A 19,759-nucleotide genomic window follows, 5' to 3' on the forward strand; every position below is an offset into this window, starting at 1 on the left:
ACTCTATACCATTAAGTTAAGTAAGTAGCTTTTTGCTACTTGTAAGCTCTTTTTTGCTTTTACTTGGTCTTCTCTCCCTTTTCAGTCTCCTTGAAGAAAATAGGCATAAATTACAAGATTGATTAATGTAAGCGGGATTCCTATTTTTATAAAATCAAAAAATCCAAATCCCTCAATTCCACGCTTTTCACTATTTTGAATAATAATGATATTAGAAGCAGCACCTAAAATAGATACATTACCAGCAATGGTGCTACCCACTGCTAGAGATAATAAGCTTAAATTAGAAGGTGAATGCTGCATTATTAGAGGCAAGTACAACGCAACCAATGGCACATTTGAAATAAACTGGCTAAGAATAACGCTAATTAGCAAAATAACCGCAATATGAGTCACTGAAATGTGAAAATGATTTATGTTCGTTTGGAAAAAACCACTATCCCATACACTTTGCATGAGAATGAAAGTACTCGCGAAAAAAACTAATGTCCCCCAATCCAATTTTTTTATAAAAATCCATCGTTGATTACTTAATAAAATAGGTATAGCCGATAGAAGAGCAATATAGCTAAAATTTATTTGTAATTTTGAGTGAAGAAAGTCCATTACAATTTTGATACTCACTAGCATAAACATCATTGTCAAACTTATTTTAACTAGCCTAACAGTATGAAAATCGGTGATTGGTGTTGGGAGAGGTTTTTCAATGGTTGTATTTAATTGGTCTCGGTAAATCAAATAAATAAATAGGTACGTTACAGCCAGATTTAATAACGTTGGAATGGTCAGGTATTTAATAAAAACAATAAAGGGGGAAATCATTTCTCCTTTTATCGCGATCAATAAATTCTGTGGATTGCCTATTGGGCTCAAAGCACTTCCAATCGTTATTGAAAAGGCTAAAGCAAAGAGTAATGGCTTAATTAAATTTTTATGTAATTTACAGAGTTGTAATATAATAGGCGTACCAATAATGGCTATCGTATCATTCATTATCAATGCTGCACCCAGCCCAAGTATAAAAACAATTATCAATAACGCTTGTTTTCCAGTATTGGAATAATAAAAAATCTGATCAGTTAAGTGTTCCAAATAACCACTTTCTTCTGCAGCCTGTGAAATAAAAAAAATACCAAGCAAATAAAACATCACTTCCGGTTCAATAGACTTAAGTGCGTTTAATGGAGTAATTTGCTGCAACAACATAGTGGCAATAGCACCTGCAGCCATAATCGCCCATATAGGAATAACAACACTTATTATTCTGCGCAATGCAATTGCAATGAGTACAATCAGAAGAATAAAGACTGCAGCAGACATGCCGTTTTTCCTTGTATCTATTCACAGGTAAAATCAATATTAAAGTTATTTTTTAATTTTTTGATAAAGGCTTTAGAGATGAACATTGTTTATATGCTAAATAAGTTTTAATGACTTTTAAAGCAAAACACTTAACTTATAAAAATGAAGACATGCTTTAAATCTTCATGCAAAGCAATTTTAAAGAATGCTTATAAAATAAATCACTAAATGATTTAGCATAAACTGGCCGATACTCAGAATCAAACACAGTATCGACCTTAAGGCGCTGCGCGTGAATTAACTCCCTATCTACTAAAGTTCAGTAGCTAGGCGCATTCTAGCTTTAACAATATTCTGATATAACCCTAATCGCTCTAGTTAATAAATTTAAAATAACTGATTAAGTCATCTAAGTCATTATCATTTAAGCCAGCATAACTGGAGCCACTCATACGGCCATTAGGAATTTGTCTTACTGAAGCAGGATTACGTATAAATTGTTTGAGCTTTCTTACATCAGGATAATAAGCAAATACATTTTTAGGTGAGGTTAAATTAGGACCTATATGCCCTTTTCCTATATTATTTATGGTATGGCAAGAGGAGCAGTGGCTCACATAAACTTGATAGCCATTCAAAATTTGTTTTTTCTTAAGTGTGGGTAGATTCTTTGGTGCAGCTATAACTTGTGTTTCATTTAATGTAGCATGTTCAATAATTTTAGTAGTACTCCATGCCCAGTATTCATCAGAAATATAAGAACGCTTAGGATGGGTCCAGATAAGAGCATAGGGACCTGCGGTAGTATTAGTATGATTAAATAGAATTGGCCATTTACTTTCAGGCTCAATAGCTAGATAAGCAACCGAAGCATTTTTGTTGCAATTTAATAAATAATGAGCGGGAATTAATACTGAAAAATCATCCTCAGCAATAAATTCAAGAATACTCTCAGGATTTATGGCATAACGCTTTAATAAATCACACATACGAATTACTTGATAATTCATTAATTGCCTAGGATAAGCTCGGCTATAATTCATCTTAATATGCTTTGTGCCCATAGTAACTAATGCTTCTCGAGATAGGACTGTTTTTTTAGTTTTACTAATTATTGTAAATGGATTATCAACTGACGCTGTGAAGGCGAACCGTCCAACAAGAAAACTTAAGATTATTAAAAAAGCTCTCACTGCATGTTCCTTAGCCTGTTCCCTATAGCTTGAAATTTAACTTAAGAGCTAGAGAGTAACAGGAAGAAAGCAGGCTCATTACCGTATAAATACGGTAGTGCTTTATTTAAATTATTTGAAAATTTTGTTGATGCAGCAAAGATGGCGGAATATAGTTTAGGTAACCATGACTTATTCCAAGACAGATCAATTCTGATTTTGATGAGCATCCCATTTTATTTTTAATATTTTCTAAATAAAATTCGACACTGCGTTTTGATAAACTAAGTTGCATTGCAATTTGTTTGGCAGTCAATGCTCTTAGCGTGAAAAATAAACATTCTAATTCTCTCGGTGTAAGCCCAAAAGGATTAGTTACAGTACCTATATAATAAGCTCGCAGTTTCTTGCCTTTCGTATACGTTTTTTCATCCTCAGCAATAATTTTTTTTATAAAATTAGATTGCGTCAACGGTATACATTGATACAAAAGCCCAATGATTGCTTGTTCCGAATTTATAAGTGGCTTTTTAATAAAATAATAATAAGTACCATTATAAGGCCAAGAAGAATAATGTAGGCAATTTATAGTTTCTCCCTTTAACGCGCGAACATCATTCTGGTAATGAAAAGCGTAATTTTCTTCTGAATAGTCAAGTAGCTTAAAATCGGTGAGTCCTTGTATGTGATGAGGTGATTTTAGCTGCATTACTTCAGCTAAATTATTATTACAAATTATATATTCCCTTTGTAAATTCTTCATGGCAGCAAACCCTGGAACCTGCAACCATAATTGGGTATGTTCTGATAAATCCACAGTATTTAAACCTATAAATAGCTTTAGTTAATCTTTATAAATTATTATAAGTTTCATTTCCTGAATTTCATCTAACTTTTAGATTTGTAGCATTCTACAAGCTAAATTTGTTAAGCTTTCTTCATTATTTAAAGCTTGCATGACTTCTTCCTGAAAATAAACTTCCTCAGTACCTGTTACAATGAAAACCGCTCTAATTGGGTCAAACTCTATTTTTCCTTTTTTAAATTCAAATGTTCTACTATCTGGCGGTTCAGCTGAGCAGGAAGCCTTTAACCACTCTTTTAATCTTTCTATAGCGTCATAGTCTACCATGAACTCCTCCTTTATTATGCTTAATAAATATTAGCTTATTTAAAGCTTTGTATTTATCCTTGCAATACCTGAACCATATTACAACAACCTAATTTATCATCTTTTTTTAATAAAATAGTAAAAGATAACTCAAACTAACTTATCTATTTACTGTATGAATTAAATCAATAACGATATACTTTGATTTTACTTTAAACAAAAGATTTTTATGTACGATTTAAACTGGGCTTACGCTTATGGTCAACCTAAATCTACCGCTATTTTTAAGCTTAAGCCAGAAGATTTTCAAGTCACTGAATTTTTCAATCATACATTTAGCGGCGAAGGTGAGCATATTTTACTTAAAATTGAAAAATGTGGGCTTACTACTGAAGAAGTAGTTAAATCGTTAGCTCGATTAATTAATAAACCGATAAAATTAATTAGTTACGCCGGTTTAAAAGACAGGCAAGCATTAACTACACAATGGTTAAGTATCCATGCCCCTGGTGAGATAATTCCTGAAGTTGATTCCCTAAAAGCGCCTGGATGGCAAGTTTTAACTACTACAAGACATCATAAAAAACTAAAACCCGGCGTTTTAGCAGGCAATTATTTTAAAATTAAATTAAGAAATCTCACTAATAAAGAAGATTTTATCCATCGTCTCGAACAAATTAAATTAACTGGCGTTCCTAATTATTTCGGTGAACAACGTTTTGGTCGCGAAGCACAAAACCTGTTAAAAGCACAAGCAATGCTAGTAGAAAAGCGCAAAGTTAAAGATAAATTTTTGAAAAGCATGTATTTTTCAGCTGCTCGTGCCTGGCTTTATAATCTAATTCTTTCTAAACGTGTTCTGCAAAATACTTGGAATACACCGCTAAGCGGCGATGTCATGCAATTAAGTGGCTCTAACAGTATTTTTACTATTACAGACGTCGATGAAACTATAATAAGTCGAGTGCAAGAAAGAGATATCTCACCAGCAAGCCCGCTACCTGGGAAACGAAAAGATAATGTTATCAAAGAAACTTTACCCGTTATCGATGAAGCCTATAAAGCTTGGCAGCCTTGGTTGTTAGGCCTACTACAGTATGGATTAGAAGAAGCTTGGCGCGCCAATATTCTTTATCCCAAACAGCTTGAATATACTTTATTAGATAATGACGCTGAATTAACCTTTACTTTACCTGCGGGCGCCTATGCTACTACAGTTTTAAGAGAGTTGGTAAAGTATTAATTTCTATTATCGTACTTCGTATGCGTGGATATCGTCTTTAAAATTAAGCAAAATGTTAATTAAAAGGCTACTTATTTCCTTTCCTTTATTTTTTTATCATACTATTTTAATACTTTTTAACCTATCTTAATAATTTGGTAATTATTTTATGTTCTAATATTATACATAATGGCAAATATTTAAGCGTGAAATAATTATATATGTCAGACTATAAACATAAAGTTCAGCATTGGGATGTGGAAAACTGCTTTCCTAATCCATATAGAAGTTTATTAGATATTGAGACTAAAGAGGTCAAGGCAAAAAGAGCTGCTCTAGCAGCTATAGCAACAATAATTGTAGATAAGAAAACAAGCCATCTTATCAATAGGAAGGAAATAAAAGCGTTTGACGAAATGGAGCCGGAAGAACGTGAAGATGAGTTAGAGCGTAGGGCGAATAAGTATATTTGGGAGATGCCTTTAGCAGAGTTGGCTCAATTATACCAAGACCTACTTAAAGAAAAAGAAGTAGCGCAAGCTGAATTACAAAAGACTGAGAAAAAAATTGCCTCTCTTGAGTCTACTTTATCTACAAATGAAAAAATTATGCAAGATATTAACAGCCAAGACAAGCGCTTAAAGCAAGTTATAACAACTAATGAGCAGGAGCTTGAAAAAATCAGGCAAAGTAAAAACCAAGCTCCCAGCACCTTTGATAAGTTTTTAGCTGATGAAAACCCTGGTTTTTTTAAATCTCTTTTTAAATTAATCATCCCAAATTCTACTATAGAAGAAAGTAAAAGAATCTGTAGAAAATATGATGAGCAGGAAAAGAAAATTCAAAACTTAACTCACGATATAAATGTTCAAACAAGAAAACGAACCCAAGCATTGCACTTTAAAGATACCGTGCTTACTCCAGAAAATGGGAGCATAAGCACCGATTTAAAGCATTATAAAAACTGTAAAATAATTCTTAAAACAGAAATAATTCTTCTTACAGAGTCCGCTAACCGATTAAAAATAAATTTAAATACTTTATTAGACGCTACGGAGGATGATAAGAAAAGCGAATTAGAAATGGCTTTAAGGACTACCAATAGAACTCAAGAGATGACTAGTAATAATTATCTAAAAAATACCTCTAATAATGATAATAATGACGATGAACCTATATTTCAGATGGATATCAAGTAATTATTAATATGATCTAAATTTAGTTTTTAAAAGAAATATTTTTGGCAATTATAGATACCATCTTAAAATCAAGCGAAATGTTGATTAAAGGCTATTGGTCTTTAAAGATAGTATCTATGCAACTATAATAGGCAAGTAAATTAGCTTAAATATTAAACAATATCATTGTGGAAACTGGCTAGATAAGGTCTCAGATGTCTTTTCATCTAGGAAGTCATTTAATGATTCAGAATTAAAAAAGGCCGGAGAATAATTTTTTGAAGTTATATGGGCTCGATTAGGTAAATTCAGAATTTGCTCAGTTGACTTAGACTGATCCCACTTTAAAAAAATATGTTGAATATATGATGCTCTTGTGTCCGCACTCTTATCCTCAAAACCATATTTACTATAGCTATTACATAAATTAACCAACTCGATTTTGCCATAAATTTTATTCATCAGTGTTACCGGGACAACTAAAATATTTTGTTTGCTACCTAAAGCATTAGGCTCAACAGTAATAGCTTTTTTAGCTGCATCTTGTAAAATTATTTTTTTAAGCTTGCCAACTTCTTGTGAGTCAGTAAGTCCATAGGCAGAGAGCATTTTCTTGCCTTGATAAGTAGGACTTTCTAGCCACAAAATTTGACTGTAATCAGTTAAAAACAGATTATTATAAAAATAACCTGAAATTATTGGATTTTCTGTTTTTACCTTAGCTTTTTTCGCTCCCCAAAAAGAATCTAAATAATTTTCTTCTTCATCTTCTATTGCTATAGGTTTATTTTTAAGTATAAGCTTTATGACTTTATTATTAGGAGAAATATAATATGATATTTCCTCCTTATCAGGAGTAGAAACATAATTACCAGCAAAAAAATTTTCTAATAAACCTCTTGAAGCAAACACATACTTGCCTGATACATATAAAGGCATGACGTCCTCTCTTCCAGGCAAGCTTCGTCCTAAAGGCGTATGTTCTGCAATACTTTTTGCAGTTAGTTCGGAATCACATTCTAAAAAACATAATTGGGAATCGATATTATTTTTATCTAAGTAAGTTTCTGATACTATCCATTTGGTATTCCAAAGGTGAGCAAATCTATTACTTAATGCTGGCAACTGAATATGTTTCACGAGTAATACTTCCTAATGTTATTGAGCAAAGGCAAATAAAAACTATTTTTTTAAACTTAATTTTGTTATCAAGATAGTGCGCAATTATTAATCAACAAGTGTTTTTCTGTCAATACAATAGATTAAGGTGAAATAATGAAAAACCCACTTAAATATAGCAGGCCGCATTCGTAGGTTCGTTTGTATCGCATTGCTGAACTCTTTCCATTCCGTTGAGTTTTAAATTTATAGAATTGGGTTGTATTGACAAGAGTTTGTTAGGCCGGGTGGCTCAACCTACGAGGTTGTAGTAGATATTATCCAAGTATTAGAGTAACAACTTCATTGTAATTTTTTGAGATTTTGGACCTACTATTCAATAAAAAGCACTTTAATCGCTCTAATATAAGCTAAGCTTTTGAATAAAAACAAATTAATATGCCTAAAAAATTATCTCAAAAACTTAGCTATTTTGATTCTTAAAAAAAGCAAAATAGTTCCTGCAAAAAGTTTATTTAGCCTCTAATTATAAAATTTGCGAATTATTCTTGCGATAACTAAAATTAATTTGATATTTAAAAAAATAAAAAATGCTTACTATATAATCTTTTTTATTATATTTAGAACTGGTGAAATATAAGTAGGCTGTAGCACTTATAAATTAGTAGAAAGTATTAAGGAGTAGAATTTTACTAAAACAAACCACATATGAGCCTGCTACTATTTGCTCTAAGGAGGGAATATGTCTAACCATTTTACAGGCCTTAGCCTAGGTCCACCACTTGGTGACCAACGACTTGATCTTTGTGATCTTTATGCCTTTCAATCACCAACCGACCCATCAAGAACTGTTATTATCTTAAATGCCAATCCAAATGCAGATGCACTCCATCCTGATGCTATTTATAGACTTAATATCGACAATAATGGGGACTATTTGACAGACATTGCGCTAACTTTTGTTTTTTCTAAACCAAATAACGGTGAGCAAACTTTTGATGTCTTTTTAGCACAAGGTCAGGAAGCGCAATCAGCCGAAGTTGTTGGCAAAAAGATTATTTCTGCAGCAAAGGTGTCTTTCGGGACAAAACCTAACATTGTTAAGGCCGATAATAACTATACCTTTTTTGCTGGCGCTCGAAGTGATGCTTTTTTCTTTGATTATGATGGTATTAAGGCTTTGTTTGATACTTCTGGCGGAAGAAATTTCACAGCACCTCATTTGGGCGGTAAATCGCCGTGGACTGGGAAAGATTCTAATACAGAAGCCAATATCTTTTCTATGGTCATGGAATTACCAACCGAAGAACTTCATGCCAATCCTGAGATTTACATTTGGGGCCGATGTAGTGTACGGCAAGATGGCAAGTTGGTTCATGCTGATCGGGCAGGCCATCCAAGTGTTAGCAGTTTTTTTAATACTGATGACACTAAACTAGAATATAATGCTAGTGAGCCAGTTAATGATCGCAAACGCTGGACGGATCAATTCGTTCACTTAATGGGGCATACTGGCAATTATACCCGAGAAGAAGCCATTACAGCGATTGAAGAACATCGCATTCTTCCTGATATGCTATGTTATGATCCATCCAAGCCAGCGAAGTATCCAAACGGGCGAGTTTTTACTGATGATGTTATTAATTTTCGGCTGGCCTTTCTCACTAAAAATGAGTGCCCTCCTACCGGCCTTAAACCCCATACGGACTTGCTTGGCGAGTTTCCGTATTTAGGTACGCCACATGGAAAAGATTTAGAAAACTGGTAACTCTGAAAATACCTTTTACTAGTAGTTGGCCTAAGTTAGCTACTAGTAAGAGTGACAATAACTATCTCTCTTGAATGGTGCATTGATGCAAAAATTCTTGGACAATATTTTTAGTGATTATGGCAGTAATCTACGCAAAAAATTAATCGGTATTTACGGATTGCTAATTTTTTATCATTTAGTTGTATGGTTGTGGGCTTTTTATTCCTTTCATGATAATCCAGTTTTATTTAGCACCGCAGTATTAGCCTATACTTTTGGTTTACGCCATGCCGTAGATGCCGATCACATTGCTGCAATAGATAATGTTACCCGTAAATTAATGCAAGAAGGAAAGCGGCCAATATCAGCTGGCTTATTTTTCTCCCTAGGTCATTCTTCCGTCGTAATGATTGCTACGGTGTTGGTTGCTTTGACTACTTCCGTACTAACGCATAGTAACTTAACTCGCTGGCATGAGTTTGGCAGTCTCGTTTGTACTTCAATTTCAGCTCTTTTTTTAATATTGATTGCATTCATTAATACGCTTATTCTTATTTCTACTTTCAAAGTCTTTCGGCAAGCACGGCGAAGCAATACTTATGCTGTTGAAGATATTGATAAACTACTAAATTCGCAAGGATTTCTTGCTAGAAAGTTCCGCCGCTTTTTTCAAGTTATTACTAGTAGTTGGCAAATGTATCCTGTGGGATTTTTATTTGGACTTGGGTTTGATACCGCAACTGAAATAATCTTACTTGGGATCGCAGCTTCAGAAATTGTTCATGGTCTATCTTTCTGGTCAGTATTAATTTTTCCTGCATTGTTTACGGCAGGAATGACCCTCATTGATACGACCGATAGTGTCCTTATGGTAGGCGCATATGGATGGGCTTTCATGAAACCTATTAGAAAACTCTATTATAATTTAACCATTACTTTTGTTTCCGTTTTAGTTGCTTTTTGTCTAGGAGCTGTTGAAGTATTAGGAATAATTGCTAATAAAATTGAGGCAAATGGTTATATGTGGAGTCTAATTAAAGGCATAAATAATCATTTCGACATTTTAGGATATATTATTTTGGGTATTTTTATGGTTAGTTGGCTTATCTCAGTTGTAACCTATAAATTCATGCGATTTGAAAAAATAAAATCAAATAAAAACAACAATCAATTTGATAAAAATTAACTTTATTTTTTTAAAAAATTTTAATATACGTACTAAGTGACTATGAGTTGTTTCAGATTAAGCCTGATAATCTGTTGATTTTTTCTAAAATAATTGGGCCCACTGCAGCTTGACAAAGCCCTCCCCCTTATAATCTATAAATAAAGCAGGTATATTGCAGATTTTTATCTAACTATTTTAAAAAAAGAGGCTGTAGGATACAAAAAGTGAGTAAGCATATTTTATATTGAAAGAATAGTATGGTCATAACATTGATATTGCCTAAACCAGCAAGTAAATTTAGAGATTGGTAGATAAATTTATCATTTAACATAATTTAAAGTAGCTTTCTGTTCCCTAAGGATGAATTACTAGGATTGTAAATGCCTAAAAAAAAAATTAACTTTATAAAGAATTATTTTAATAGAAAAGTAAAAGCAGTTGATCAATCTGTTCAAATTTCAAAGCAACAAGAAAATACTCAACAACATGAAAAAGAACTAAATAAAAAACATTTAAAACGCATAGAGATTTTACTTTCAAAAATTGAATATTATCGTAATCAAATAAGCAAACTTACAGAGCGCAATCAAACCCTAGTTGAGCAGAAAAAAACGCAATTTTCTAAAATTAAAAAATTACAAGAAAATACTCAACAACAGAAAAAAGAATTAAATGAAAAACATTTAAAACGCATAGAAGCGCTACTTTCTCAAATTGAATATTATCGTAATCAAATAAGCAAACTTATAAAAGGTAGAAACATACTACTTAAGCATAACGAAGTCTTTAAAAAGAAAATAAGACATTATACAGCGAAGGCTAAAGCAGATTTAAAGCCTTTTGCTACATCTGTAACGCCAAGCCTAAGAGTTACCAAATTTTTTGATAGCATGTTTAATTTTGCGCAATTTACTAGTCGTTATATTGATAACCTGCAATCTGATTCTTATATCTTTATAGGCAAGCTAGATTTATTAGCCATAGCGACCTTGAAAGCGCGCTTTGGAGGAAAAATAATTTGGTATGTAAATGAGCACCCTTTATCCGATTTACAACGTTACTTTTCATCAAAGTTATATAATAAGGTTGACCGACAATTTATAAATTATCTAGATACTATACACCAAGAGATGTTATCTGTTATTGATCTGTGTATTTGTACTGGCCAAGGTTATGCTGATATTTTAAGCCGTACTGGAGTTCAAGCATACAATATCAATCGCTATATTGATGTTGATATTAATGTTATCGATAATCTTGACGATAATATCATTCGCGACAAGTTATTTTTAGATCCAACTAAGCAAATTATTTTAGCTTACCCTTGTACTATATACCCTACTTCGGATTTTATAAGTATTCTTAAATATATGTTGAGCTTGCCTAAAAATTATATTTTGCTTCACATAGGTAGATTTGCAAGTAAAGAGCTTCAATCAGAATCAGAATATTATCGAGATATAATGGGGTTAAAAGACAGAGTAAAATTTTGTGGCCATTATGAAAAGTCCGAGATGCTTCAAATTCTTAAGGGGTGCCATTTAGGTATTGTTCATCAAGCAGCTTCTGTAGAAAGTAATCGGCTTAGTCTACATAATCGCTATGCTGATCTAATAGCAGCAGGTTTACCCTTTATTGCGACGGAAAACGAAAGCTTGTCTTTCTTATTAGAAAATAAATTAGCTGTTATTATTTATGACTGGACTTGTTTAGAAAGCATGAAAAATGCAACCTTAACCATGATTAATCAATTAGATCAATCCCGTATAGCCATACGAGATTTACGCAAATACTTTGATATACAAATGTATGACTCTATATTTAAAACAATTTTCTCTAAAATTAAAACTATTAGTCTTATTAGCCAAGTGGATTGGCGAAAGGTAGTAGAATTACCGCCCTTTTTAACTTATTTATTAGAAAATAATTTAAAAATTAAAGTATTAAGCCCAGAAGATAAGAGTGTCTCTTCAACTAATCTAATAAATAATATTATGTCGCATCCAAATATCACTTTTATTTCCCACAACAGTTAAGGAATTATAATGAATGATGCTTTTATAATACCTTATTTAAATCAAGTAGCAGCGACATCTATACCTTATGAAAACTGTATGCTTACTAATATTGTCGATCATATAGGGGATGTGCTTAAAGCTGATGCATATGTTGCTTATCTTGTAGAGGCTGTATGGGCAGCTTATACGTTAAAACAAAAGTTTGCTACCGGGCTTACATACCTTGATCAAGTAGAGATACCTAGTCTATACAAGCAAAGTGATAGCCTCGACTCAAATATGAATTTTCTTGATATTTATAATCATTTCACTGCAAAGGCTATGCTTAAAAAAGTCGATAAAATCATAACTACCGATGAACCATTACAAAATCTTATACAAGAAGAATACTCTTTTAAAGATATTATCTCTATAGCCAATTATCCCTATTACCATAAACTAAGAGTAAACAACCAAGCATCTATTCGTAAGCTATGTAGTGCCACTGACTCAGATATATTAATTCTTTACCCCAATAGTATTGACTCAACCTCTCAATTTGAAATTATAATATTAGATTGGTTAGCTCAATTGCCTTTGCACTTTAAGATGGTTTTTGTTGGTTTTATTCCATCTAATTATCTTCAGGAATTAAACAGCTATGTTGAAAAGACTGGGATAAGAGATAGGATCACCTTTTTAGGTGAATGTGAACATAGTTCCATAACCGAGCTGTATAGTGGCGCTGATTTTAGCTTTATTTGTCTTAATCCGGAGAATCCTCCTAATTATCTTGCATTATCTAATACCATTTTTGATTGTATTAATGCCAGACTGCCTATACTTTCTTATGACGTGCCTACACATAAATTTTATATTGAGCAATACAAAATTGGAGAAGTCTTTTCTCTAGAGGAACAACCTGCTCAAGTTCCCAATATAATTAAACAATTTGCCAGTAAGTTAGCAATATATCGAAATAACCTTGAAAATGCAGCAAGCTCACTTACTTGGGAAGCACAAGAGGATAAGTTTTTAAGGTTTATTGGTTATCCAAAAACCGTAACTTTTATTGGTAAATACGATCTAAGTAATAATAGCCGTACATTGCGCATGGCACAAACCTTAGTAAATCTAGGAACTAAGGTAAATATTGTAACAACCAATGATCCTAAAGAACCGATCAAGCATATCAATTATTACAATATTCACACCTATTTTAGGCAGTATTTATCTACTTAAAGCTATATTCTAAGCTCTACTCTAAGATAGCGCGCTAAGAGAGACTTAACCCCCCCCACTTCTTAGTTCAAAGCCAATTTTAATTTATAATAAATGTTAATAAAATTAGTAGCTTGTAATGTAGTAATTCTATTAATTGCTGCCTAGAACCGCATGAAACAAATAAGCAAACTCCTACGCTTTGTTACAAATCTGCCAAAATCCATAAAGCTGGCCCATTCATTTTCTGTTGCTAATACAGTTTCCTTTTAGCAGCAAAATTTTTTTATTGTTTCTGAGTACTTAACATTTATATTTTTTAACAATGGAAATTAAGACTTAAATAAAATCCACCTATTGCAAAGTTGCTCTGAACATGTTTTACACTTGATGTAGATAACGATCCGGAATCCAAAGCAATCACATTTGTATTGGTTTCATAGGATGTCAATGGATTAAAATAAATTGTTCCCATATATCCTAATTCAATATTTAGCTCTCGATCTAACATCATATGGTGTGTATAGCTTATGCCAACTTTACCATCAATTGCAGGTACTATTTGGGTTACACTATCACTACCTACTTTTTCTTTATTTAGTTGTATATTTATTAATTTCAAATAAATTGAACTACCTTGAAACTTATACTCAGCAGGTTTAACCTTTCCCATTAAAAAAGAGCCCGCAATTTGTCCAACCAAGTTAAAATTGTGATAAAAATGATAATTATTTAATAAACCTAGACGCGCACCTGCTCCACTAAATGTTGATGTATTGTTTAATGAGAAAGTTATTTTTGGCTCACCATAGAAATGAGAGATTAATTTTTCTTTTATCCAAACTCCACTTAGACCAGTGAAAACACGTGTACGTAAATCAGTTCCAAAATTAATAAATTTACCAATATCCAAATTAACGGCATTATAGCCAAAATTTAATTTTGCTCTTGCACGTTTTAAATCGGCGATGCCAGTAATAGCGCCAGCCTCAGGTGGCGTACCAGTTTGTGAAAAAGGGGAAACCCACTGCGTTATCGGATTAACATTAACTCTATCTTTATCTGTAGTATTTAAAGAGTACCAATTAAGTTGAACATCATTACCAGGATTAAAAATATAGCCACCACCTAGATGAAAACCAGTATTGAAATCAGGATTAATTGCGTTGATTTGCCACTGTGGTGTAGGAATCGGAAGAACGGTCGTAGTAGCTGACCACCCTAAATTACCAGCCTCTGGTTGTAAAACTAATGCGCTAATAGTGAACTCAAACCCCGTTTTTAACATTGGAATAAAGACCGGTGCCTCAACAGGTTGTACTTCACCCATCCCTCCAGCAAAACTAAAGCAATGAACACTTTGTATGCAAATAATAGCAAGTAATTGGTGGAATCCTTTCATCTTAATAAGCCGACTAATTTAAGAGTCACGAAGATAACTCAATTTTAAGTACTTGAAAAGATAGAATTAATAAAATTGAAATATCAAATTTTAAAAATACTTGAGGCGCCTTTACTTTATCAATCTAACAAAAATAAATAATATAAATTACCTTAATTTGATTTTAAAAAATGACATGCTCGTCAAGACTAAATCTCGACACCTTAGTTTGAAGCCTGCTGTTTAATTTAAAAATTCTTATTTTTTAGAAAACTATGATGCATCAAATTTAATTCTGTAAAAGATACATAAGCAATGTTTGTGGGGGCACCATCCAAGTTAAGTTTTGAAAATAATATTTATTAAAGATCAAATGTATTTAATAATTTAGAGGGAATATCCGAGAAAGGTTCGACAAGTTTTATTGTTTGTTCAACAGTACTCAAAGGGAATGGAGAAGGAACTTTTTGTTTATCAATTGCATAGGCTACTGATAATAAACTGGCGAATACAATCGCTAGTAAAAACTTATAATCCATTTTTTATTTCCATAAAATAAAATTTTACTAACGCATGCTAGCTTACTTCAATAAAATCGATAAAAAATTTCTTAAATTTTGCCATTTACAATCTACACGTGCAAAATTTAGTTAGCAATTTAACATCATTTGTACCGAAGTATAGCCAACTCAGCAACAGTCTTAAATTTTAATTCATGACAGATGCTACAATTTTATACTAAATAAACCCAAAAGCTCTAAAGTAATCATTTAATTATAACTTATTGATTTTAAAGTTTAAATAACTCGTCCAAAAGAGTTCGAATCCTGATACCTTGGTTCGAAGCCAATATGTTGAAAATAAAATATTAATAAAATCATAAGATTGCGATGTAACGATTCTGCGAACTTCTGCCTGTAACTGGTAACTGCATGAAACAACTATAGATATATTTAGTTTGTTACAAACCCGCTACATTGTAAATCTAAATGAAACTTCTTTTATGCTATTTAATAAGTTAATGACTATACTGCTTTCGGTTTTCATCGCTTTAAAGAATTTGAAGTCTTTTCCTACCATTTATCACCACTTATTTAAGCGTCTTGAACATAAGATAAGACCACTACTTTCTCGAAATCTGGTCAATAAATTTTCTTAAGCTCTATCTCAGAGAGACTCAAACCTCGCAAGTTAAGGTTGGGCCACTCGACCTAACATTTACTCTAATGCAAACTTGGATATGGCCAGTCTCATTAATGGATCGCACGGTGGTTATGTCGATTTCAATAATGCTTAAAATATATATCTTTTGTAAATTATCCTAAGTGCTGTGTCTAGCGAAAAAAACTACCCTCAATAGAATTAAAAGCTTAATATAGTACACAGTGCTCTCATGGTTATGTATCCTCTTATCTTGGCTTATTACTCATGTTTTTTAAAGATAAGAATGTTGAACAAGAAAAACATAATTAAATGTATTCCACAAGGTGTCGAATAATGGTTTTTAAGCGAGTAGGATTTGCATGCAAATACATGGAATTTAATCAAAATCAAAGCGCCAAAACTTTAAAAAAAATACAACAAAATTTTTCGGAAAAAACGACTACTATTAAATGGCTTGAGTCGAGAAGCAAAGATGAAGTGGAAAAAAAATTATGGGAAATTATCACTCATAATACACGCTCTCTTTACAATCTTATTAATTACGTGGGGAATTTAGTTCCAGAGCAACGAATGGTTCGAATTGGTAGTGATCAATTACCTGGATTTACTCATCCGAAATTTAAATACTTTTGGCAACAAGTAGATGTCTTAACTTTTCTGGAGGAAAAATTTCGTATTGCCGGTGACTTGGCTCGCCAATTAGATGTCCGCCTAAGTATGCATCCAGGGCAATTTGTGGTCCTTGCTAGTACTACACCCGATGTCGTTGAGCGCAGCATTGCTGAATTTGAATACCATGCCAATATAATCAGGTGGATGGGATACGGTAAAACATTTCAGGATTTTAAATGCAATGTACATATTTCTGGTAAGCGAGGCCCGGAAGGCATTAAATTAATTTTGGGTCGGTTATCACCAGAAGCAAGAAATTCTATTACCATTGAAAATGATGAAATGTCATGGGGTCTTGACGCAAGCTTAGAGCTTGAAAAAGATTTAGCACTAGTTTTAGATATTCATCACCACTGGATAAAAACAGGTGAATATATCCAGATCAATGATGATCGGATACTTCGCGTTATAGATAGTTGGCGCGGTGTTCGACCAGTCATCCATTATTCGGTGTCGCCAGAGCATGTATTAACTTCTCATGCAATCGATGTTCTTCCTGATTTAAATGACCTACTGTCTAAAGGATACAATAAAAGTCAGCTCAGACAGCATAGTGACATGATGTGGAATGAAGCATGCAATGCCTGGGCAGGAACATTTAGGAGGAATTTTGATATTATGATAGAGGCCAAAAATAAAAATTTAGCAAGTATTCCATTTGAAATAGCAACGCGGCATTCAATATACTAAGTTTAATTTTAACTTTATTTTATCACTTTTATAGTTCTTCTACCTAAGTGAAATGACAAACGTAGCAAGCGTAGGCTTGATGAAGCGTTGCGTAATCAAGGTTTTAATCAGCTAAAATATACCTAGTACTTTTAAATAAATATTATCTTGGCTGGTTATATTCGGTTTTGAATTAAATAATTTACTTGATTGCGCTATGTTGCTTCATCAAGGCTAGCTCATGTTTAAAAATTATTATATTGTCAACATATACCATAATATGTCGATGAATTTTAATTTTTTCGACATACTTACTCTTTTCAATTTATAAATTTTGAGAGAAGATAATTGTTCAAAATATCACAATAGTAATTTTTAAGTTCAATTAATTGTGTGATTCACAGAGATCCTCTCAATTTTTTTATTGCAAGCTCAAGTAAGTAGATTGAGGCTATTGGCCAACATTTACTCTCACCTTTCATCTTCCCTAACCCATCTAAATAATATATATCTTTAAAATTGTAGGATCTCATTTACTGGATCGTTTTGCGGTTTTTGCGCTTCTTTTAATTGATCATTTAATGACTTTGTTAAGTTACTTATTTCCTTGTCAGTTTTATTAAACATACCAAAGCGTGTAACTTTGGCAGCACCATAGCCAAAGCTACTTCCGAATAAAAAGCCACCTACAGCAGTACCAATCATTGCGCCAAGTCCAGCTCCTTTTATAGCACCAATAACTCCACCAACAGAACCTGCACCAATTGCACCAATTATATTGCCAATAACAGGTGCAACTGAACCTGCAGTGCCTCCTGCAACAGCACCAATTGCTAAACCAGCTAAAGCACCTAAGCAGATACCAATTAAGGTTCCTACTACACAACAGGCAGCTATAGCAAATTTTTGCTTTCCTGATAGAGTAATGCAGGCTCGTTCATATTTTTTAGCAGCGTCTACAAATGTTTCTGCAGCACGTAATTTAGTATTATCGTCATTATTTGGATTTTTAACTATGACCATGGCGTCTTGGTGAGCCTTAATGAAATCTTTTGTATGAAGTAGAATATTTCTGATTTCATGTGTTTCCTTTGCAATCGTGTCATTAGATTGAGCATCCAAAATGCGTTCATACAATATATCTTTCAAATCAGTAAAGTGTTGTTTATATTTGGTCTCAACTTTACTATCAAGCGCCTCGATACCTTCAAGCGTAGCAAATAGGTCCGTATTTTTTGATTTTAACTCACTAATTAAATTTTTTATTGCTATATCTTTAGGTATATTGTTGTCTGGCCCATAGCTTCGAAGTAAGGTGTTTCGGGATGTACTGTTTAGATTGCACAAATAATCTAAAAAAAGTTTCTTAGCATGCTCTTGACGTGCAATAAAGCAGCCATATAAATGACTCTTAAGATATTCTGCTATGTGATCCGGATTTGCACTTGAGCTTGGCGGGACTGTTGCGCCAACTCTTCGAGCAAATCTTGACAATACTTCTGGCCTATCCTTATAATATTTAATTGCATTATCGACCTGCTCGTCAATTTTTACTTTAATTTTACCCCTGTCAACCATAGCGTAACGTGCCAATGTTTTGAAGAACTCATCGCCATCTTTAATGCCCTCGGGGAGCTCTGTATGGTAGGCTGGCGGACCGTTTCTTGATGGACGGTAGCGCACTAAAGTTAAAAAATTATCAGCATAATGGATTTTTCCGTCTAATGTTCGCGGTCTAAAGTCTCCTAAGGCTCCGCCAAAATCAATACCAACAGCTCTGGTATTCTTACTACTTGGAATAAAGTAAGATTTATTATCCTTTTTAATATAGAATTCTTTGATATGTTCAGCATTCTCCTCAAGCCATTCTTGAGATTTATCTTCAGTAATATAATGCTTACCGTCAATTTCTTCGCTGCCTTCAATTGGTGCATCAACTTTTTTATAGCACTTACCAGAAAAAGTATCATTTTCATAAATAGGAATCAGGTCATCTGTAACGGAAGGATTTATTTCTATAGCTCCGATATTTTCATAATGAACATCTGGATCATCTACAATGGCACGTAATGCAAGTCCAGGAATTAAGCCCTGGTATCGCCCTGCTCTTACTATGTTATTAATATTAGGATCTTTATTTAGATATTTAGGGCGACTATCTGGTACATTCTTCCATGTATTACCTTGACGTAATTCCTCATAAGGTGGAGTTTGATAAGCTAAATAAGCATCCTTAAACAAATCGCGATATCCTTCAAATACATAAGAGGCAATATAAACTCCATCATCAGGGGTTTGAATGTAGTTGACATCAGCAATTAAATCAGGAGATTCGCCAATTTCTTCAGCAATAAAACGCATAAATTGACTAGCAAATACTTCACAAATGTTTTTATCCTCTTCAGGATCTTGCTTTACGTAAAATTTGCTAGGCTTCTCACCTTCTTGTTCAGGAGCAGGAGCTAACGTATATAAGCCACCATATTTACCTGCCTTATTAGCTCCACCTGTTTTCTGTGCGATACGCTTCCATCTAGGTACGGCTTCATTTTCATCTGGGCTTAATTTAAAATCAAAGGGAGGAAGGTTAATTACTGGCATACTGTTACCTATAAATGAATACTATCTATAAA

The 19,759-nt window shown here is 33.1% G+C and carries 15 protein-coding genes; 7 read left to right on the forward strand and 8 right to left on the reverse strand.

Annotated elements, in window-relative coordinates:
• Positions 1-81 precede the first annotated feature (81 nt).
• The 4 genes from ACNVED_RS12015 to ACNVED_RS12030 form a co-directional block, all read right to left on the reverse strand.
• The gene (locus ACNVED_RS12015; protein ID WP_419419254.1) at positions 82-1,320 is read right to left on the reverse strand and encodes an SLC13 family permease; all 1,239 of its coding nucleotides are present in this window, start codon (positions 1,318-1,320) and stop codon (positions 82-84) included.
• Positions 1,321-1,676: 356 nt separating this feature from the next.
• Positions 1,677-2,495 (reverse strand): c-type cytochrome, encoded by an 819-nt coding sequence (locus ACNVED_RS12020; RefSeq protein ID WP_419419255.1) that lies wholly within the window; start codon positions 2,493-2,495, stop codon positions 1,677-1,679.
• Positions 2,496-2,601: 106 nt separating this feature from the next.
• Positions 2,602-3,291, reverse strand: a complete 690-nt coding sequence (locus ACNVED_RS12025; protein ID WP_419419256.1) for a helix-turn-helix transcriptional regulator — start codon at positions 3,289-3,291, stop codon at positions 2,602-2,604.
• Between the two features lie 78 nt (positions 3,292-3,369).
• The gene (locus tag ACNVED_RS12030; RefSeq protein ID WP_419419257.1) at positions 3,370-3,606 is read right to left on the reverse strand and encodes a hypothetical protein; all 237 of its coding nucleotides are present in this window, start codon (positions 3,604-3,606) and stop codon (positions 3,370-3,372) included.
• A gap of 208 nt (positions 3,607-3,814) precedes the next feature.
• Between ACNVED_RS12030 and truD the strand changes: the two genes are divergently transcribed.
• Together truD and ACNVED_RS12040 are read left to right on the forward strand one after the other, a co-directional pair.
• Positions 3,815-4,828 carry a tRNA pseudouridine(13) synthase TruD gene (truD, locus tag ACNVED_RS12035; protein WP_419419258.1) on the forward strand — a complete coding sequence of 338 codons (1,014 nt, stop codon included), beginning with the start codon at positions 3,815-3,817 and terminating at the stop codon, positions 4,826-4,828.
• A gap of 200 nt (positions 4,829-5,028) precedes the next feature.
• The gene (locus ACNVED_RS12040) at positions 5,029-6,006 is read left to right on the forward strand and encodes a hypothetical protein (protein WP_419419259.1); all 978 of its coding nucleotides are present in this window, start codon (positions 5,029-5,031) and stop codon (positions 6,004-6,006) included.
• 162 nt (positions 6,007-6,168) lie between these two features.
• Here ACNVED_RS12040 and ACNVED_RS12045 read toward each other — a convergent pair whose 3' ends face one another.
• Complete coding sequence (locus ACNVED_RS12045; RefSeq protein ID WP_419419260.1) at positions 6,169-7,125, reverse strand: hypothetical protein; 957 nt, start codon at positions 7,123-7,125, stop codon at positions 6,169-6,171.
• 721 nt (positions 7,126-7,846) lie between these two features.
• On the opposite strand from ACNVED_RS12045, the gene ACNVED_RS12050 reads away from it, so the two are divergent.
• The 4 genes from ACNVED_RS12050 to ACNVED_RS12065 all read left to right on the forward strand — a co-directional run bounded on the left by ACNVED_RS12050 (position 7,847) and on the right by ACNVED_RS12065 (position 13,261).
• The gene (locus ACNVED_RS12050) at positions 7,847-8,872 is read left to right on the forward strand and encodes a DUF4331 family protein (protein ID WP_419419261.1); all 1,026 of its coding nucleotides are present in this window, start codon (positions 7,847-7,849) and stop codon (positions 8,870-8,872) included.
• Between the two features lie 85 nt (positions 8,873-8,957).
• Positions 8,958-10,040: a HoxN/HupN/NixA family nickel/cobalt transporter gene (locus ACNVED_RS12055; protein ID WP_419419262.1), complete on the forward strand. Its 1,083-nt coding sequence runs from the start codon at positions 8,958-8,960 to the stop codon at positions 10,038-10,040.
• 362 nt (positions 10,041-10,402) lie between these two features.
• Complete coding sequence (locus tag ACNVED_RS12060; protein WP_419419263.1) at positions 10,403-12,058, forward strand: hypothetical protein; 1,656 nt, start codon at positions 10,403-10,405, stop codon at positions 12,056-12,058.
• Between the two features lie 9 nt (positions 12,059-12,067).
• Entirely contained in the window at positions 12,068-13,261 is a 1,194-nt protein-coding gene (locus ACNVED_RS12065) for a hypothetical protein (protein ID WP_419419264.1), read from the forward strand.
• Positions 13,262-13,559: 298 nt separating this feature from the next.
• On the opposite strand, the gene ACNVED_RS12070 is transcribed toward ACNVED_RS12065, so the two are convergent.
• Together ACNVED_RS12070 and ACNVED_RS12075 are read right to left on the reverse strand one after the other, a co-directional pair.
• Positions 13,560-14,642, reverse strand: coding sequence for an Lpg1974 family pore-forming outer membrane protein (locus tag ACNVED_RS12070; RefSeq protein WP_419419265.1), 1,083 nt, complete (start codon positions 14,640-14,642; stop codon positions 13,560-13,562).
• A 341-nt stretch (positions 14,643-14,983) separates the two neighbouring features.
• Positions 14,984-15,160: a hypothetical protein gene (locus ACNVED_RS12075; RefSeq protein ID WP_419419266.1), complete on the reverse strand. Its 177-nt coding sequence runs from the start codon at positions 15,158-15,160 to the stop codon at positions 14,984-14,986.
• A gap of 958 nt (positions 15,161-16,118) precedes the next feature.
• Here ACNVED_RS12075 and ACNVED_RS12080 point away from each other — a divergent pair.
• The gene (locus ACNVED_RS12080; protein ID WP_419419267.1) at positions 16,119-17,147 is read left to right on the forward strand and encodes a hypothetical protein; all 1,029 of its coding nucleotides are present in this window, start codon (positions 16,119-16,121) and stop codon (positions 17,145-17,147) included.
• Between the two features lie 492 nt (positions 17,148-17,639).
• On the opposite strand, the gene ACNVED_RS12085 is transcribed toward ACNVED_RS12080, so the two are convergent.
• Positions 17,640-19,727, reverse strand: a complete 2,088-nt coding sequence (locus tag ACNVED_RS12085) for a hypothetical protein (RefSeq protein ID WP_419419268.1) — start codon at positions 19,725-19,727, stop codon at positions 17,640-17,642.
• Positions 19,728-19,759: the final 32 nt, after the last annotated feature.

Origin of the sequence: Legionella sp. D16C41, assembly GCF_048541585.1 — a bacterium.
Taxonomy (GTDB): domain Bacteria; phylum Pseudomonadota; class Gammaproteobacteria; order Legionellales; family Legionellaceae; genus Legionella_C.

Bases quoted from the DNA above. Each gene is read 5' to 3' on its own strand.
- ACNVED_RS12015 (WP_419419254.1), bottom strand. From the start codon at position 1,320: ATGTCTGCTGCAGTCTTTATTCTTCTGATTGTACTCATTGCAATTGCA.
- ACNVED_RS12030 (WP_419419257.1), bottom strand. From the start codon at position 3,606: ATGGTAGACTATGACGCTATAGAAAGATTAAAAGAGTGGTTAAAGGCT.
- truD (WP_419419258.1), top strand. From the start codon at position 3,815: ATGTACGATTTAAACTGGGCTTACGCTTATGGTCAACCTAAATCTACC.
- ACNVED_RS12040 (WP_419419259.1), top strand. From the start codon at position 5,029: ATGTCAGACTATAAACATAAAGTTCAGCATTGGGATGTGGAAAACTGC.
- ACNVED_RS12050 (WP_419419261.1), top strand. From the start codon at position 7,847: ATGTCTAACCATTTTACAGGCCTTAGCCTAGGTCCACCACTTGGTGAC.
- ACNVED_RS12055 (WP_419419262.1), top strand. From the start codon at position 8,958: ATGCAAAAATTCTTGGACAATATTTTTAGTGATTATGGCAGTAATCTA.
- ACNVED_RS12060 (WP_419419263.1), top strand. From the start codon at position 10,403: ATGCCTAAAAAAAAAATTAACTTTATAAAGAATTATTTTAATAGAAAA.
- ACNVED_RS12065 (WP_419419264.1), top strand. From the start codon at position 12,068: ATGAATGATGCTTTTATAATACCTTATTTAAATCAAGTAGCAGCGACA.
- ACNVED_RS12070 (WP_419419265.1), bottom strand. From the start codon at position 14,642: ATGAAAGGATTCCACCAATTACTTGCTATTATTTGCATACAAAGTGTT.
- ACNVED_RS12075 (WP_419419266.1), bottom strand. From the start codon at position 15,160: ATGGATTATAAGTTTTTACTAGCGATTGTATTCGCCAGTTTATTATCA.
- ACNVED_RS12080 (WP_419419267.1), top strand. From the start codon at position 16,119: ATGGTTTTTAAGCGAGTAGGATTTGCATGCAAATACATGGAATTTAAT.
- ACNVED_RS12085 (WP_419419268.1), bottom strand. From the start codon at position 19,727: ATGCCAGTAATTAACCTTCCTCCCTTTGATTTTAAATTAAGCCCAGAT.